At 52.1% G+C, this 15,267-nt stretch carries 13 protein-coding genes; 9 read left to right on the forward strand and 4 right to left on the reverse strand.

Annotation, left to right across the window (positions count from 1 at the left end):
• Positions 1-101 precede the first annotated feature (101 nt).
• The 4 genes from DUE52_RS24945 (at position 102) to DUE52_RS24960 (ending at position 6,684) form a co-directional block, all read left to right on the forward strand.
• Positions 102-1,700, forward strand: a complete 1,599-nt coding sequence (locus DUE52_RS24945; RefSeq protein ID WP_114408797.1) for a sodium:solute symporter family protein — start codon at positions 102-104, stop codon at positions 1,698-1,700.
• Positions 1,701-1,833: 133 nt separating this feature from the next.
• On the forward strand, positions 1,834-2,805 hold the full coding sequence (locus DUE52_RS24950; protein ID WP_114408798.1) for a dihydrodipicolinate synthase family protein: 972 nt from the start codon (positions 1,834-1,836) through the stop codon (positions 2,803-2,805).
• A 522-nt stretch (positions 2,806-3,327) separates the two neighbouring features.
• The gene (locus DUE52_RS24955; protein WP_114408799.1) at positions 3,328-5,349 is read left to right on the forward strand and encodes an SUMF1/EgtB/PvdO family nonheme iron enzyme; all 2,022 of its coding nucleotides are present in this window, start codon (positions 3,328-3,330) and stop codon (positions 5,347-5,349) included.
• A gap of 369 nt (positions 5,350-5,718) precedes the next feature.
• A complete protein-coding gene (locus tag DUE52_RS24960) occupies positions 5,719-6,684 on the forward strand; it encodes a nitrilase family protein (protein ID WP_114408800.1) in 966 nt (321 codons plus the stop codon).
• 97 nt (positions 6,685-6,781) lie between these two features.
• Here DUE52_RS24960 and DUE52_RS24965 read toward each other — a convergent pair whose 3' ends face one another.
• Together DUE52_RS24965 and DUE52_RS24970 are read right to left on the reverse strand one after the other, a co-directional pair.
• Positions 6,782-7,246, reverse strand: coding sequence for an Lrp/AsnC family transcriptional regulator (locus DUE52_RS24965; RefSeq protein ID WP_114408801.1), 465 nt, complete (start codon positions 7,244-7,246; stop codon positions 6,782-6,784).
• A 190-nt stretch (positions 7,247-7,436) separates the two neighbouring features.
• Positions 7,437-8,225 carry an alpha/beta hydrolase gene (locus DUE52_RS24970; RefSeq protein WP_114408802.1) on the reverse strand — a complete coding sequence of 263 codons (789 nt, stop codon included), beginning with the start codon at positions 8,223-8,225 and terminating at the stop codon, positions 7,437-7,439.
• A gap of 243 nt (positions 8,226-8,468) precedes the next feature.
• On the opposite strand from DUE52_RS24970, the gene DUE52_RS24975 reads away from it, so the two are divergent.
• Complete coding sequence (locus DUE52_RS24975) at positions 8,469-8,705, forward strand: hypothetical protein (RefSeq protein WP_133299946.1); 237 nt, start codon at positions 8,469-8,471, stop codon at positions 8,703-8,705.
• A 33-nt stretch (positions 8,706-8,738) separates the two neighbouring features.
• On the opposite strand, the gene DUE52_RS24980 is transcribed toward DUE52_RS24975, so the two are convergent.
• Positions 8,739-9,326 carry a Crp/Fnr family transcriptional regulator gene (locus DUE52_RS24980; protein WP_114408804.1) on the reverse strand — a complete coding sequence of 196 codons (588 nt, stop codon included), beginning with the start codon at positions 9,324-9,326 and terminating at the stop codon, positions 8,739-8,741.
• Positions 9,327-9,332: 6 nt separating this feature from the next.
• Positions 9,333-10,997, reverse strand: a complete 1,665-nt coding sequence (locus tag DUE52_RS24985; RefSeq protein WP_114408805.1) for an amidohydrolase — start codon at positions 10,995-10,997, stop codon at positions 9,333-9,335.
• Positions 10,998-11,109: 112 nt separating this feature from the next.
• Between DUE52_RS24985 and DUE52_RS24990 the strand changes: the two genes are divergently transcribed.
• From DUE52_RS24990 to DUE52_RS25005, 4 genes are all read left to right on the forward strand, one after another.
• Complete coding sequence (locus tag DUE52_RS24990) at positions 11,110-12,048, forward strand: hypothetical protein (RefSeq protein ID WP_114408806.1); 939 nt, start codon at positions 11,110-11,112, stop codon at positions 12,046-12,048.
• 72 nt (positions 12,049-12,120) lie between these two features.
• Entirely contained in the window at positions 12,121-12,324 is a 204-nt protein-coding gene (vapB, locus tag DUE52_RS24995) for a type II toxin-antitoxin system VapB family antitoxin (RefSeq protein ID WP_114408807.1), read from the forward strand.
• A 176-nt stretch (positions 12,325-12,500) separates the two neighbouring features.
• Positions 12,501-13,721 carry an NADP-dependent isocitrate dehydrogenase gene (locus tag DUE52_RS25000; RefSeq protein WP_114408808.1) on the forward strand — a complete coding sequence of 407 codons (1,221 nt, stop codon included), beginning with the start codon at positions 12,501-12,503 and terminating at the stop codon, positions 13,719-13,721.
• A 186-nt stretch (positions 13,722-13,907) separates the two neighbouring features.
• Entirely contained in the window at positions 13,908-15,161 is a 1,254-nt protein-coding gene (locus DUE52_RS25005; protein WP_114408809.1) for a DUF2264 domain-containing protein, read from the forward strand.
• The last annotated feature ends 106 nt before the right edge of the window (positions 15,162-15,267 follow it).

Genomic DNA, 15,267 nt, shown 5'->3' on the forward strand with positions numbered 1-15,267 from the left:
AATTTATCTAATGCCCCCAACCCCCTAAAGGGGGCTTTGGACATCCAGTAAAGACCCTTTAGGGGCGGCTGTCGCACGGTTGGGGGTACGCTCGAAATCTTATGAAAACTCTTCCCGTTGTCGATTTGCTGGTCATTGTAGCGTATCTGGTCGGGATGATTGCCGTTGGGGTCTATTTTTCCCGCAACAACAAGAGTGCCGATCAGTTTACGAAAGCTTCGGGCAAGATTCCGGGCTGGGCCATTGGCATGTCAATTTACGCGACCTTTCTCAGCAGCAATACCTTTCTGGGCGTACCGGGAAAAGCCTTCGGCAGCAACTGGAATTCGTTCGTTTTTAGTCTGGCCATGCCGCTGTCGGCCTGGGTTGCCGCCCGGTATTTTGTTCCGTTCTACCGCAATACCGGCGAAGTGTCGGCCTACACCCATTTGGAACACCGGTTTGGGGCCTGGGCGCGAACCTACGCCGTTGTGTGTTTTCTGTTGACCCAACTCGCCCGCATGGGCTCCATTTTCTTCGGCATCGCTCTGAGTTTGCAGGCTTTGACGGGTTATCCGATGGCAACGATCATGATCGTGGTCGGCATCTGCATCATTCTTTACACGGTGATGGGCGGCATGGAAGCGGTGATCTGGACGGAAGTGGTACAGGGCGTCATCAAAACCGCCGGAGCGCTCATCATTCTGTATCTGGTCGTCGACGGCATGCCGGGCGGGGTCGACAAGATTATTGAAATCGGGAAGGTCGATGACAAATTCAGTCTGGGTAGTTTTGCGCCAAACTTCTCACAGTCAACATTCTGGGTGATTTTTCTGTACGGTTTTTTCATGAACCTGAACAACTTCGGGATGGATCAGAACTATGTCCAGCGGTATCACACCACCACCTCGATTAAGGAAGCCGCGCGCTCCATCTGGTTGTGCGTTTACCTGTATGTGCCGGTTTCGCTGATGTTTTTCGTGCTCGGCTCGTGTCTGTACGCCTACTACCAAACCAATCCGGAACTGCTCGACGCCATCCGGATGCAGGTTGCCGGCGAACGCTTGCCCAATGGCAGCCCCGAAGCCATCCGGCAACTGGCGGCCACCCTGAGTCCGGCGGAATATGGCGATAAAGTGATGCCGCATTTCATGGTGAACAAGGTGCCGGCGGGGCTGGTCGGCCTGATCGTCGCGGCCATTTTGTCGGCAGCCATGAGCACCATCAGTTCGAGCATGAACGCGTCGGCCACGGTTTTTTCGGTCGATATTTACCAGCGGTATTTGAACCCGAAGATGACGGACGGACAATCGCTGCGGTTGTTATACATTGCCACTACGGTTTTCGGGGTTCTGGGCATGGTGGCTGGCATTGCCATGATTGGTGTCAAAAGCGTGCTGGATATCTGGTGGCAACTGTCCGGTATTTTTGCCGGTGGCATGCTGGGTCTGTTTTTACTGGGCATGATTTCCCGGCAAACCCAGAATGCTGAAGCCCTGACGGCTACCCTGGTCGGCGTGCTGGTGATTGTCTGGATGACGTTTTCGCCCCAGATTCCCGATGAATACGCAGCTCTCCGCAGCACTTTCCACCTGAATATGGTCATGGTGGTTGGAACGCTGACGATCTTTCTGGTCGGCTTGCTGCTCACCCGAATCCGGGGCAAAAAACTCGAACCTGTTCCTGAATTGAAGCCCAACAATAGCGTCATTAAACAGTAGCGTCTACCCCTTGACTAACCCAATTAAAAAGTCTGTTTCTAAACCCTAACCCTTAGTCTGCCCGTCCTCCACCGCCCCTCCTGAAGGGGCGGTGGGCAGGGTAACGATCTTTTTTACCTTCTTTCCTCTAACCATGCCATCCTCCACTCCTTCAGTCGGGTCGTTACCCCGTGGGTTCATTCCCGTCATGCTTACCCCTTTTCAGGAAACCGGTGCCGTCGATCTGGCGACGCTGGCCCAATTGACCGAATTTTACATCGAAGCGGGTGCTGCGGGCCTGTTTGCCAACTGTTTGTCCAGCGAGATGTATGAACTGACGGAAGCCGAACGGCTGGCCGTCACCAAGCTGGTCGTGGACCAAACCGCCGGGCGGGTTCCGGTGGTCGCCACGGGCACGTTCGGTGGTCCCATCGCTCAGCAGGCCGACTTTGTCAAACGGATTTACGATACCGGTGTTCAGGCCGTGATCGTCATCACCAGCCTGATTGCCGATGCCGACGAATCGGATGTGGTTTTTCTGGAACGGATGCACGAACTGATTGCCTTGACCGAAAATATTCCGCTGGGTTTTTACGAATGCCCGGTTCCCTACAAGCGGTTGATTAGCAGTGAGATACTGAAAGATTTGATGCCGACCGGACGGCTTATCTACCACAAAGATACTTGTCTGGATGATGCCGAAGTAGCCCGCCGGATTGCCGTTGGTGCCGGGTATCAGTTCGGTTTGTATGATGCCTACATGGTCAATGCGGTTTCGTCGTTACGGGCCGGAGCGGCCGGCTTGTCGTGCATTCAGGGCAATGAGTTTCCGGAACTGGTGGTCTGGTTGGCCAACAACTACAATAACTCGGCGCGGCAGGACGATGTCAGGCGGGTGCAGCAGTTTTTCGTAGATTGTATGGATCTGGTTCACACGGCCTATCCGACCATTGCCAAATATACCCTGCAAAAACGGGGCTTACCCATTTCATTGTACACCCGCCGGGACGTCGACCCCCTGATGCCGGCCTTGCAACGCGACATGGATGCCTTGATCGAAACCGCCAATCAACTCCAACTGGAATTGGGAATCGAGTCGGTTTTCGTTGGGAAATTGATTGGATAGGAACGCGGATTGAACGGATCAAAACGGATTTCCACAGATTTTAATCCGTTTTGATCCGTTGCATCCGTGTTCCTATCGAGCCAGTCATTCCTGTTTGTCAGAAGTTTGAAAAAACCGAGCCATTCTTGCCCCGTTAGGGGCTCAACAGCGTAGCGTCGGTAGCCGAAAACAATCAGTAGCCCAACGCGTGCCGTGAGGTACGCGACTAGACAGCAGGTATTAGTTGTTTCGTACCTCACGGCACGATGGAACTGTGGATTTGTCTTTATCTACCGACGCTGCGCTGTTGAGCCCCTAACGGGGCGAAAATGGCTCGGTTTCTCAGGTCTACCGACGCTGCGCTGTTGAGCCCGTAACGGGGCGAAAATGGCTCGGTTTCTCAGGTCTACCGACGCTACGCTGTTAAAGCCCCTAACGGGGCAAAAACTCGCTTGACCTTCTATCTTTACGATCCGGATACTGTGCCTGACGGTACTTTCCACGCGTTGAATGAAGCATTATTTCTCAAAGTATTAAGTCCGTATGAAACCAAGCCGTCTCATTCTCCTCTTCCTTTTGTTTGCAAAAACCGCTTTCTCCCAGGAAATCAACTCCGTCGGCATGAAGCTGGTGACCATTCCTGCCGGGCGGTACTACATGGGGTCGGAAGGCGAAGGCGAAAACGCTGATGAAGCACCGGTACACCGCGTGACGATCAGCAAACCGTTCCGGATGGCAGCCACCGAGGTGACCAATGCGCAATACGAAGCGTTCGACCCCGAACACAAAAAGCTGCGGGGCAAAGCCGGTTTTTCTAAAGAAGATGACGAAGCCGTTGTGTTCGTGAACTACGCCGAAGCCGTGGCTTTTTGCGACTGGCTGAGCAAAAAAGAAGGCAAACCGTATCGGCTTCCGACTGAGGCCGAGTGGGAATACGCCTGTCATGCCGGCACCGTGACCGATTTTTCGACGGGCCGGTTTTTACCCAACAGCTACCAGAAAAGCCAGAAAACCGACCGCACGCCGGTGGTAGTCTCGTTGAAAGTGGGACAGAATCCTGCAAACCCATGGGGCTTGCAGGATCTGCACGGCAACGTCGAAGAGTGGTGCTCGGACTGGTATGGCCCCTACGAAGCCGCCGAACAGCGCGACCCCGTGGGCCGGGCTGTCGGTTTGTTTCGCGTCACACGCGGAGGAAGCCACGGCACTCCGATGAATTATTTACGGGCAACCAACCGTCTGGGCATGATTCCCGACGACAGACACTGGCTGGTGGGCTTTCGGGTCGTACAGGCCGAAAAACCGGTCAGCCAGCCGCTTCCGGCCCTGCCGTCCAAAGCCAACGCGCAGAAAGTTTCCCAAAAACCGTTTTCGTGGAAAACCGTGTCGCCCTCACAGCCGGTTTTTCTGGAACCGATTCGCTATGCCAACAAACCGGCTTGTGATGCCGGGGTGACGTATTATTCGCACAACCACCAACCCGCCCTGAGCTGGTGTCCGAACGGCGATCTGCTGGCGATCTGGTTCTCGACCGAGAAGGAATCCGGGCGTGAAATGACGGTGGTGGCCAGTCGGTTGCGCGCCGGTCAGACGCGCTGGGATGCGCCTTCCGAATTTTTCAAAGTGCCGGATCGCAACATGACGGGCAGCTCACTTTTTCACGACGGAAAAGGAACGATCTATCACATGAACGGCGTCGAAGCCAGCGGAGACTGGCAGAATCTGGCGATGGTTTTGCGCATCAGCCGCGACAACGGCGCCACATGGTCGGCCCCGCAACTGGTGGCTCCGGAACACGAAAAGCGGCATCAGGTAATTGCCGGGCTGTTTCAGACGAAAGAAGGATGGCTGGTGCAGGCCTGTGATGCTGATCCCAGTTCGTCGGGCGGAACGGCGGTGCACGTCAGCAAGGATGGCGGCAAAACCTGGGTAGCACCGTATACCGACCCGCAAAAACCGGACTACAAAACCGGCGCTTCCGGCGGACTGATTGCCGGGATTCATGCGGGGGTAACGCAGTTGAAAGACGGTAGCTTGATGGCGTTTGGTCGCAACGATAACGTTTCCGGTGCCGATGGCGTTGCAAAAATGCCGATGAGCGTATCGAAGGACATGGGCAAAACCTGGACGTATTCGCCCTCGGAATTTCCGCCAATTGGGGGCGGGCAGCGGCTGATTTTCTACCGGCTGAACGAAGGGCCACTGATGCTGATTGCGTTTACGCACCACCCCGAAGAACCCGACGAAACAAAGAAAGGCATGGTGTTTACTGACGCCAGCGGAAAGCCGTTCAAAGGCTACGGCATGTATGCGGCTCTTTCGTTCGACGAAGGCAAAACCTGGCCGGTGAAGAAGCTGTTAACCGACGGAAAATACCGCTACCTCAACGGCGGAGCCTGGACGGGCGCGTTTGAAATGAACGCAACCAATGCCGAACCACGCGGCTATCTGGCTCTCACCCAAACCCCTGACAATCTGATTCATCTGATCAGCAGCAGCATTCATTACCGGTTTAACCTGACGTGGCTGCAGCAGAAGCTGGTGCAGGAAGCGGCCAAGCCGTAGACGTTTGTCGTTGGATTGGGGTGAACAAAACCGCCCACGGTTAATCAAGGGGCTAAACCCCACCGCTACAACATGGGTTATCCCTCCGGGATTATTAAATCCAAAAATCCCGGAGGGATTGAACAGCGCAGCGTCGGTAGTCAATCCGGTTTTTCACGATTCCGCGTGCCGATAGGCACGCAACTATTTTTAGCGAGATGGTGGTCGTGCACCTCACGGCACACTAAAACGTGAAAAACCGGGTTGACTACCGACGCTACGCTGTGGAGCCCCTAAAGGGGCAACAAACCGAACGGTTATTTCTTGAATTCTGATAAACCGGGGCGGTATTCATTAGCCGAAATATGATTCTCGTTTTACTTTTGCGGGATGGAACCGCTTCGCATTGCCACCGCCCAGTTTGAACACCGCAACGGTGATAAGGCCTACAACCTTTCGATCATCCGCCAGTTAGCCGCACAGGCCGCTCAACAGGGTGCCGATGTCATTGCTTTTCATGAATGCTCGATTACCGGTTATACCCACGCCCGGCACCTGTCGCGGGAACAAATGCTGGAACTGGCCGAACCCGTACCGGACGGTGACAGCGTTCGGGCGCTGACCGAAATTGCCCGCGAACACCAGATTGTGGTTCTGGCCGGTTTGTTTGAAAAAGACGACCAAAACCGCCTGTATAAACCGTACGTGTGCGTCGATGAAAACGGGCTGGTTGCCAAATACCGCAAACTCCATCCTTTCATCAATCCCCATTTGTTGCCGGGTGATCAATACGTCGTTTTTGAGATTAAGGGCTGGAAATGTGGCATTTTGATCTGTTACGATAACAACATCATCGAGAACGTCCGGGCCACCACCCTGCTGGGGGCCGACATCATTTTCATGCCGCACGTCACGATGGGCACGCCCTCGACCCGCCCCGGTGCCGGTTTTGTCGATCCGGCGCTCTGGGAAAACCGGGAGCAGGACCCAACCTCGCTGCGGCTGGAATTCGACGGCATGAAAGGCCGTTCCTGGTTGATGAAGTGGCTCCCGGCCCGGGCCTACGACAACGGCATTTACGTGGTTTTTTCCAACCCGATTGGCATGGACGACGATCAGCTCAAAAACGGCTGCTCGATGATCATCGACCCCTTTGGCGATGTGCTGGCCGAATGCCGGACGCTCGGCAATGACCTGGCGATGGCGCTTTGCACCCCGGAAAAGCTGACGCGGGCGGGCGGTTATCGCTATAAACTGGCCCGTCGACCCGAACTCTACCGGGACATTATCGGGCAGGAACACCAGTCGGAACAAAAAGTCGTCTGGCTGAATACCGAAACCGATTCGGCATCATAAAGCCGATCTGGTGGTATTTCCCGCCGGGCAAAAACGCATTGGCCCGAATTCGGCTATTGGCCATCCGGAAAGGCTGGTCATTGCCCCGCATCGACACTCAATGAATCGGGTAGCCCAGGTTACGTTTGATTTCTTTCAGCACAAACGTGCTGTTCAGGGTGCCAATGTTCTCAATTTCAGATAGTTTGTATTTTACGAAGTTGTGGTACTCGTCTAAACTGCCGACGTGGATTTTCAGCAGAAAGTCGACCTGTCCGGCCATGTGGTAACACTCCTGCACTTCAACCAGTTTTTTGATCTCTTCTTCAAACTTGTTGATGAAGGCTTTGTCATGATACCGCATCGACACTTGGCAAAACGTGGTAATCGGTTGCCCCAGCAGGTTTTTATCCAAAACGGCTACGTACTGTTTGATAAAACCGAGACCTTCCAGCCGTTTGATCCGTTCGTAAACCGGTGAGAGGGTTAAACCCAGTTGAGACGCCAGTTCTTTGGTGGTCAGCTTTGCGTCTTCCTGCAAAAGCCGCAGCAGTTTTTTGTCGATTTCATCCAGTTGTTCCATGCCGAAAATTTTTCTTTTTTCAATTCCTAAACGTGTTCCATTCAGCAATACTATCTTATCAGCTATCGTATCGCAATAGAATTAACTGATTTATTTGACAAATTCCTAAAAAAAATCTGTCGAACTATCGTTCAACAACAATGTAGACGGCTTCGGTACTTGATGAGAATAGGCAGCGGGCATTAGGCTATCAGGCGTGTTTGGCGAGCCAGTTCAGGATATAATCGGCGTCTTCCTTCCAGGTCGACTGTCCCAGCACGTAGTGGTTGCGCCCCGGAAATTCCTTGTAATCCAGCACCGAACCGTTCCCCTTATACGCTTTGAAATTCCGGTAGTTCAAATGGGCCGGGATGATGTTGTCGATCTCGCCGGAGGTGAGCAGGAGGGGGACGTGCGGTTTGGCAAAATCCACTTTGGCGGCACTGGTCAGCCCCCCGCGGGCGACGGTTTTTGATTCCGGAATCGTGTTTTCATCGTACGCCTTTTGTTGCTCGGCCAGCGGCATGTTATTCACGAAAGCGTATTGCCAGTCTTTGAAAGACATCAGGTAGGTTTTCTTGAGCGAGGTAAACAACCCGAGGGCTTTCCAGCCGGCTTTCAGAAACGAAAATTCGTAGGGAAAAACACCTTGTGGAGGCACGGAGTGGATGGCGACGGCGGCAGCCGCCAGATCGCGGCTCACCAGAATCTGCGTGATCAAACCGCCCAGCGAGTGTCCGATGATGATCGGTTTTTCGGGCAGGCTTTTGGCAATAGCCGCGTAGTGGTCAACGAGTTCGCCCAGGGTCAGGGCGGCCAGGTCGGTGTCGTTTGGCTGGCGGTTTCTCAATTCGGCTGCCGTGCCGTTTTTGTAGGGCCAGGCGGGGGCGAGGGTTTTGTAGCCTTGGCTTTCAAAATAGGCTTTCCATTCAGCCCAACCACTGTTGGCGACGAAGGCTCCGGTAACAAACAGAACGGTTTTGGTTTTACTGGCTTTCATGATCGTATCGTTTAGAAGGTATGTTTTCGTTTGTCGTTCAGCGATTTGAACAGGACAAAATTCGGCAGGATCGCGACCAATATTTTTAACCCGGGTTAAGAAAGCGAAACCGGGCGAAAAAAACTTTTCGGAGCAAACAACCCAAATTTTTTACCGGAATACGTGACTTCTTCCAACTTCCTTCGTCCAACCTTATAGAAAGCCGAGAGACGGACATTCACACCACCAACCTTGCTTATTGCCATGAGAAAACCAACCCTTGCTTTGGCCGCCCTGGCCCTCTTTTTCGTTCTGGCTTCTATCGCTGGTAGTGGTATCCTGAGTATTCTTAGCGGCCTGATTGCGGCAGGGCTGGGTATAACGGCCGGTATTGTTCAATCGGCGGAATGGGTCGACGAACACGAGTACTTTATTCCAGATCCGGATGCGTCCCATGTGTCCCGGATAAAAACCCGCGCATTGATTTCCAATACGCAATGAATTGATTCAGCATACTGGCTACTCTCCTCGTTCTCAACGCCCGACCATTCTTTTGCGAATGCGGCTCAGCGACGGTCCCTGAATCCCGAGGTACGAAGAAATGTGGTAGAGCGGGATCGCGTTGTAGAGATCGGGATGCTGTTCAATCAGTTCCAGATACCGTTGTTCCGCTGTTTTAAAGAGAAAATCCTCCGCACGGTCCATCGCCAGGTTAAACGCCCGCTCGGCCACCAGCCTTCCAAAATGCTCCCACGGTTGGGATTGTGCGTAGAGCTGGTTCATGTGGTTGATGTGAATGTACAGAATGGTGGAATCGACCATCGACTCCGTGTAATAATTGCAGGGCGTCTGGTTGACAAAACTCTTGTAGGAAACGACGATCTGGTTCTGCGTGAAGAAGAAAACGTTCTTTTCTTCAGCGGTTTCTTCATTCACATAATACGTTCTGAAAACCCCGTCCAGAATGAAACCGAGGTGTTTACAGACATTCTTGTATTCATTGTAAAACTCGCCTTTCCGGTAATGTTTCTTTTGCCAATAGGGAATGGACAAGGCAAAGGCTTCCTCGTCCATTCCCGCAAACTGGTTCAGGGCATATCCTAGTAAATCGATTTCCGTCATTGCCGGTTACTTTCCTTTCGATTCTTTTTCCTTCATCAATTCCGCTCGCTGGTCGTCGCGCAGGGTAGGGTATTTGATGCCCAACTGCTCCAGGTAGGTTTTGTATTTGGTCGGATCGTAGTAATACTTCTTCAATTCCGGCTTGAATTTCGTCATGATCTCCTTGTTCAGATACACCGCCGGGTATTCTTTGGGCGAAATGAGGGGCGTGTATTTGATCTCTTTGGTTTGTTCCTTCGTGTAATAGTCCCAGGCATTTTTGATGATTTCGGGCTTCAGCAACATGTCCAGCAGCGTCATGGCCTCGGCTTTGGCACCGGCTACGACGCCCTTGTGGGCAATCGGCGTGGCCATTGAAATGGCGTTCGACCAGTGGTGGCCTGGCAACCCCGGAATGTTGGACGGATACCGCAACACGACCGTCGGCAACGACCACGAAATGTCGGCGATGTCGTCGGAGCCTCCACCCATGGATGTCATCACCTGCCCGCCCATCATGGCAGTTGGTGCCGAGGGCGATTTCATGCTGTCCAGTTTCATCGCCAGTCCTTCCACTTTCGGGGCCTGCAATTCCTTCTGCGACGCTTTGGCCAGCATCTGGTCTTCCTCCGACCAAACCGGCAACCCTACTTTCCGGATGTTGGCATCCATGGCTTCGGCAATCGGTTTGTTGAAGTGCCCCGGCCAGGCCGATCCCAGAATTTCGTAGGTAAACTTGGTATCGGTCATCAAGGCCGCACCTTCCGCAATTTTGACACCGGTTTCGTAAAGTTTCTTGATTTTGGGATACGACCGCTCGCGGAAATAATACCAGACGGCGGCTTTCGAGGGCACCACGTTGGGCTGGTCACCGCCGTCGGAAATGACGTAGTGCGACCGTTGGGTCAGTTCGAGGTGTTCGCGCCGGAAGTTCCAGCCGATGTTCATCAGTTCGACGGCATCCAGTGCACTTTTGCCCCGCCAGGGTGCGCCGGCTGCGTGAGCCGCCTGTCCTTCAAACGTAAATTTTACCGACACCAGCCCGTTGTTTCCCGCATCGCCGTGTGAAACGCCGAGGTTGTTGCCGACGTGCGTAAAAATACAGGCATCCACATCTTTGAAATAACCGTCGCGGACGTAGAAGGCTTTGGCACCCACCAGTTCCTCGGCAACCCCCGGCCAGAGCATCAGCGTACCCGGTATTTTTTCCCGTTCCATCAGTTGCTTCACGGCCAGGGCTGCAACGATGTTCAGGGCCTGACCGGAATTGTGGCCTTCGCCGTGACCCGGTGCGCCTTCGACCAGCGGGTCGTGGTAGGCCACCCCCGGTTTCTGGCTGGCTTTCGGAATACAGTCGACGTCGGAACCGATGGCGATCACGGGTTTGCCGCTTCCCCAGGTCGCAATCCAGGCCGTCGGCATGTTGGCAATTCCTTTCTGTACCTTAAATCCTTCTTTTTCGAGCAAAGTCGTCAGGTACTTGAACGTTTCTTCTTCCTGAAAACCGAGTTCCGAAAAGCTGAAAAGCATGTCGTTGATTTGCTGCGCCTGGTCTTTCCGCTTGTCGATGTCGGCGACGGCTTCCTGTTTCAGGCGCTCCAGTTTGTCGGGAGCCTTGGCTTTTTTCGATTGTGCTACCAGCAGCGAAGGAACTAATGCCAGCAAAATCATGATTTTTGTAAAGTTTTTCATAATTTAGGCCAAATTTTATTCTAAGATTAGAGTAAAAACCTGTTAAATATACGGACAAACGGTTACATATTTATGATCAGGTAACCGGTGTGTTCATAAAAATTGTTCTTTTATGAAGCCTTTGTTCTATTTCATGCTTTTATTCTTGTTCACACTGGGTTGTCAGAAAGAAAAATTTGTTTTGCCAACCAATATTGGCTCAATTCTTCGAACATCTTCCGTTCGTCAAGCTTATGGTAACTACACCAATGAAACGAAAATAACGCATTACTTCGATCAGTACTGTCGGCTGGTGCAACGGAAAGAAGAATCATTCCGAGATGAAACCTTTCTGCTCGATACCAAGAAGACTATTTATGTCTATAATACCGATGATTTGTTGATCGAAGAAACGGTTTACGTCAATTATACGCCATTTTATGATACACCGGATAGGTTACTGGAACATCATATTTACGAATACGATAATCAGGGACGGATAAAAAGCATGGTTAAAAACGGAGAATTAGAGTGGAAATTTGAGTACGATGATCCTAAAAAGCGAATTGATAGGTACAGTTGTTTGCAGGGAAGATGTAACTTCAGCAGTTCGCTTGTTGATGGTAAACAGCTTAATGCGATAGAAGGGGGCTACAAAGCTGCTACCCCTGATTCTTTCTATGGCTATTGGGAAAGTACCTTCGATGAAAAGGGCAACGAAATCCTGATTGAACAGAAACGGGTGGTAGAGATTGAGAATAAATCATTAACCCGGATTACCATTGACTACGACACTAAAAAGACACCGCCTGTAGACATTTCTTATGCTGATTTTAAAGGATTTCCGGCCGGTTTTTTTTCGTTTGGGAAAAAACGAAATAATCGCCTTAAGGAGACCAGGTTAACCTATGACGGGAGTGTATTGGTGGGACATGTAGAAGTCAGGTATACGTATGACTATAATTCAGCAGGTTATCCCACGCAGGTTTTGATTCATAAATTGGATAAACTCACGAATAAAGAGTTGGAGCAGCCCATCTACTATCGTTATGAATACGGTTGCTCGAATTGACTGCTTTTAGTATTCAATCGCAAACACGTATCGGCTTCTGGATAAAATACGAAATAATTTTCCGGGTTTTCTATGCTAAACTATTGGGAGGTATATAACAAGCTGCAAGCGCTATCTGCTTCTTATCAAGCTGAGGTAGAGGATTTTATTGATTTTCTAATTGCGAAGCAAGCCCAGGGTAACCAGCCCGGGAAAAGGCCGGTTTTTGGTAGTGCCAGGGGGCAATTCGAAATGTCGCCCGATTTTGATAAGCCGTTGGACGACTTTGGTGATTGACATTAACGGATTTATTACTGGCTATCCAATCGGCTGGCTTTGGTAGCTTCTTTCGTAATTCCGTCCGTCTGCTCAGTTCCCCATTCTATTCCTCCGCTTTCATTTCCCGGTATTGGCAGAATTGTTACCTTTGCGGCTGATTTCCTGTATCGTTTCACTTGATTGATAGAAAACAAATGGAGAAAATTAAAGTGGCAAATCCGGTTGTCGAACTGGATGGTGACGAAATGACCCGAATTATCTGGAAGTTTATCAAAGACAAACTCATCCTACCCTACATCGATGTTGACATTAAATACTACGATCTGGGCGTTGAATACCGCGATGAGACCAACGACCAGGTGACGATCGATGCCGCCAATGCCATCAAAGAATACGGTGTCGGTATCAAATGCGCCACCATCACGCCCGACGAAGACCGTGTCAAAGAATTCAATCTGAAACAAATGTGGAAATCGCCGAACGGCACCATCCGGAACATTCTGGACGGTACGGTTTTCCGCGAACCCATCGTGATCAAAAACGTGCCGCGTCTGGTTACCAACTGGACGGCCCCGATTATTGTTGGTCGGCACGCATTCGGTGACCAATACCGGGCGACGGATTTTCTGGTGCCGGGCAAAGGCAAGCTGACGATGAAGTTCGAAGGCGAAGACGGAACCGTGCAGGAATACGAAGTGTACCAGTTCCAGGGGCCGGGTGTGGCCATGGGCATGTACAACGTGGACGAGTCCATCCGGGGTTTTGCCCATGCGTGTTTCAACATGGCGTTGCAGAAAAACTGGCCGCTGTACCTGTCGACCAAAAACACGATCCTGAAAAAATACGACGGACGTTTCAAGGATATTTTCCAGGAAATTTACGAAGCTGAATTCAAGGCGAAAGGCGTTCACTACGAACACCGCCTGATCGACGACATGGTGGCATCGGCCCTGAAATGGGAAGGTAACTTTGTGTGGGCCTGTAAGAACTACGATGGCGACGTTCAGTCGGATACCGTAGCCCAGGGTTTCGGATCACTCGGTTTGATGACGTCCGTGCTGGTGACGCCCGACGGCAAAACGATGGAAGCGGAAGCGGCTCACGGAACGGTAACGCGCCACTACCGCGAACACCAGAAAGGCAACCCGACTTCGACCAACCCGATTGCTTCGATCTTTGCCTGGACGCGCGGTCTGGCTTTCCGGGGTAAACTGGACGGCAACCAGGCGCTGATCGACTTCAGCCTGGCCCTGGAAGAAGTGTGTGTCGAAACCGTTGAAAGCGGAAAAATGACGAAAGATCTGGCGTTGTCGGCGTTCCCGAGCGGCACCAAACTCGTCGCTGGCGAACACTACCTCAATACCGAAGATTTCCTGGAAGCACTGGATCAGAATCTGAAAGTGAAACTGGGTTAATTGTTAGGGTAAAGCGAAAGCGAAATAGAAATAGAAATAAAAATAGACCTGTCAGGTTTCAAAAACCTGACAGGTCTATTTTTATTTCTATTTCTATTTCGCTTGTTTCGTCTGGTGCTGACAACGCCAGGTTTTGTAATTTCCCGGCCTGCACAATCCCGGTATCATTCCTTTAGCATCCTCCCTATGAAAACAAACACCGCTACCTGTCTTGTCCTGTGGCTGCTGCTGGCGACGATAGCCAATCCTGGTTTTGCGCAGAAAAAAACCGTTGTTAAAAAAGCCCCGTTGCTGACTGATCGTCAGCGCTGGCTGGCCGAAATGGACAAAATGGTTCGCCCGGTTTTGCGGAGTCTGGCGCACGACAGCCTCCGCCTTGTGATGCCCCAGATCACCTCCCAACGGGTCGACAACAAGGCGCAGCGGATTCAGGTGCAGTATCTGGAAGTGCTGGGTCGGGTGCTGAGCGGCATGGCACCCTGGCTGCAAGGGGAAGGTGGAACGGCGGAAGAGGTGGCCCTGCGCAACCAATACCGGCAGTGGACATTGCAAGGGCTGTCGAACGCGCTGGATTCGACGAAGAACGATTACATGCGGTTCGATGTGGCCGCCCAGCAACTCGTCGATGCTTCGTTTCTGGCTTTTGCGTTCGTAAGGGCGCCCTGGCTCTGGGAAAATCTGGATGTAACCACTAGAAATCGACTGGTCAACGGATTTAAAACAACCCGCCGATACCGCCCCGGTTTCTCGAACTGGCTGCTTTTTTCGGCGATGACCGAAGCTTTTTTTTGTAAATACGGCTACGAATGGGACCCCATGCGCGTCGATTATGCCCTGCAACAACTGGAGCAGTGGTATGTGGGGGATGGGATGTATTCCGACGGCACGCACTTTGCGTTCGACTACTACAACAGCTACGTCATGCAGCCCTATCTGGCCACCATTACCGGGATTATCAACGGGAAAAACGGGTCGTACAAAGACATGACGCTGAAAATAAAGAAGCGCAATGAACGCTATGCCGTGATTCAGGAGCGATTGATCAATTCGGATGGCACCTTTCCCGCAACGGGCCGTTCGATCATTTATCGGGGAGCGGCTTTTCACCACCTCGCAGACATGGCCTGGCGCAAAGCCCTGCCCGAACAACTGAAACCGGCCCAGGTTCGCGGTGCCCTGACGGCGGTTTTGACAAAAACGCTGGAGAGCCCTTCGACTTACCGCAACGGCTGGCTGACCCTCGGTTTGTATGGATCACAACCCGACATTGCCGACGTTTACAACAACCAGGGCAGTCCGTACCTCTGCACCGCCCTTTTTCTGCCGCTCGGTTTGCCCGATTCCGACCCGTTCTGGGCCGATGCGCCGGTCAAATGGAGTTCACAGCGCATCTGGAGTGGCGACGATTTCCCCAATGATCATAGCGTTGATTTGAGATAGACCCCTAATCCCCTGAAGGGGACTTTTCGCGTCATAAGTGAGCGGTGTCCAAGTCCCCTTTAGGGGATTTAGGGGTTATTCAAATGGCTAGAAGCCTCAAAACCGT

The sequence above is a fragment of the Larkinella punicea genome, from assembly GCF_003334855.1.
GTDB lineage: Bacteria > Bacteroidota > Bacteroidia > Cytophagales > Spirosomataceae > Larkinella > Larkinella punicea.

Bases quoted from the DNA above. Each gene is read 5' to 3' on its own strand.
- DUE52_RS24975 (WP_133299946.1), top strand. From the start codon at position 8,469: ATGAGAAAACCAACCCTTGCTTTGGCCGCCCTGGCCCTCTTTTTCGTT.
- DUE52_RS24970 (WP_114408802.1), bottom strand. From the start codon at position 8,225: ATGAAAGCCAGTAAAACCAAAACCGTTCTGTTTGTTACCGGAGCCTTC.
- DUE52_RS24950 (WP_114408798.1), top strand. From the start codon at position 1,834: ATGCCATCCTCCACTCCTTCAGTCGGGTCGTTACCCCGTGGGTTCATT.
- DUE52_RS24985 (WP_114408805.1), bottom strand. From the start codon at position 10,997: ATGAAAAACTTTACAAAAATCATGATTTTGCTGGCATTAGTTCCTTCG.
- DUE52_RS24945 (WP_114408797.1), top strand. From the start codon at position 102: ATGAAAACTCTTCCCGTTGTCGATTTGCTGGTCATTGTAGCGTATCTG.
- DUE52_RS24965 (WP_114408801.1), bottom strand. From the start codon at position 7,246: ATGGAACAACTGGATGAAATCGACAAAAAACTGCTGCGGCTTTTGCAG.
- DUE52_RS25000 (WP_114408808.1), top strand. From the start codon at position 12,501: ATGGAGAAAATTAAAGTGGCAAATCCGGTTGTCGAACTGGATGGTGAC.
- vapB (WP_114408807.1), top strand. From the start codon at position 12,121: ATGCTAAACTATTGGGAGGTATATAACAAGCTGCAAGCGCTATCTGCT.
- DUE52_RS24990 (WP_114408806.1), top strand. From the start codon at position 11,110: ATGAAGCCTTTGTTCTATTTCATGCTTTTATTCTTGTTCACACTGGGT.
- DUE52_RS24960 (WP_114408800.1), top strand. From the start codon at position 5,719: ATGGAACCGCTTCGCATTGCCACCGCCCAGTTTGAACACCGCAACGGT.
- DUE52_RS25005 (WP_114408809.1), top strand. From the start codon at position 13,908: ATGAAAACAAACACCGCTACCTGTCTTGTCCTGTGGCTGCTGCTGGCG.
- DUE52_RS24980 (WP_114408804.1), bottom strand. From the start codon at position 9,326: ATGACGGAAATCGATTTACTAGGATATGCCCTGAACCAGTTTGCGGGA.
- DUE52_RS24955 (WP_114408799.1), top strand. From the start codon at position 3,328: ATGAAACCAAGCCGTCTCATTCTCCTCTTCCTTTTGTTTGCAAAAACC.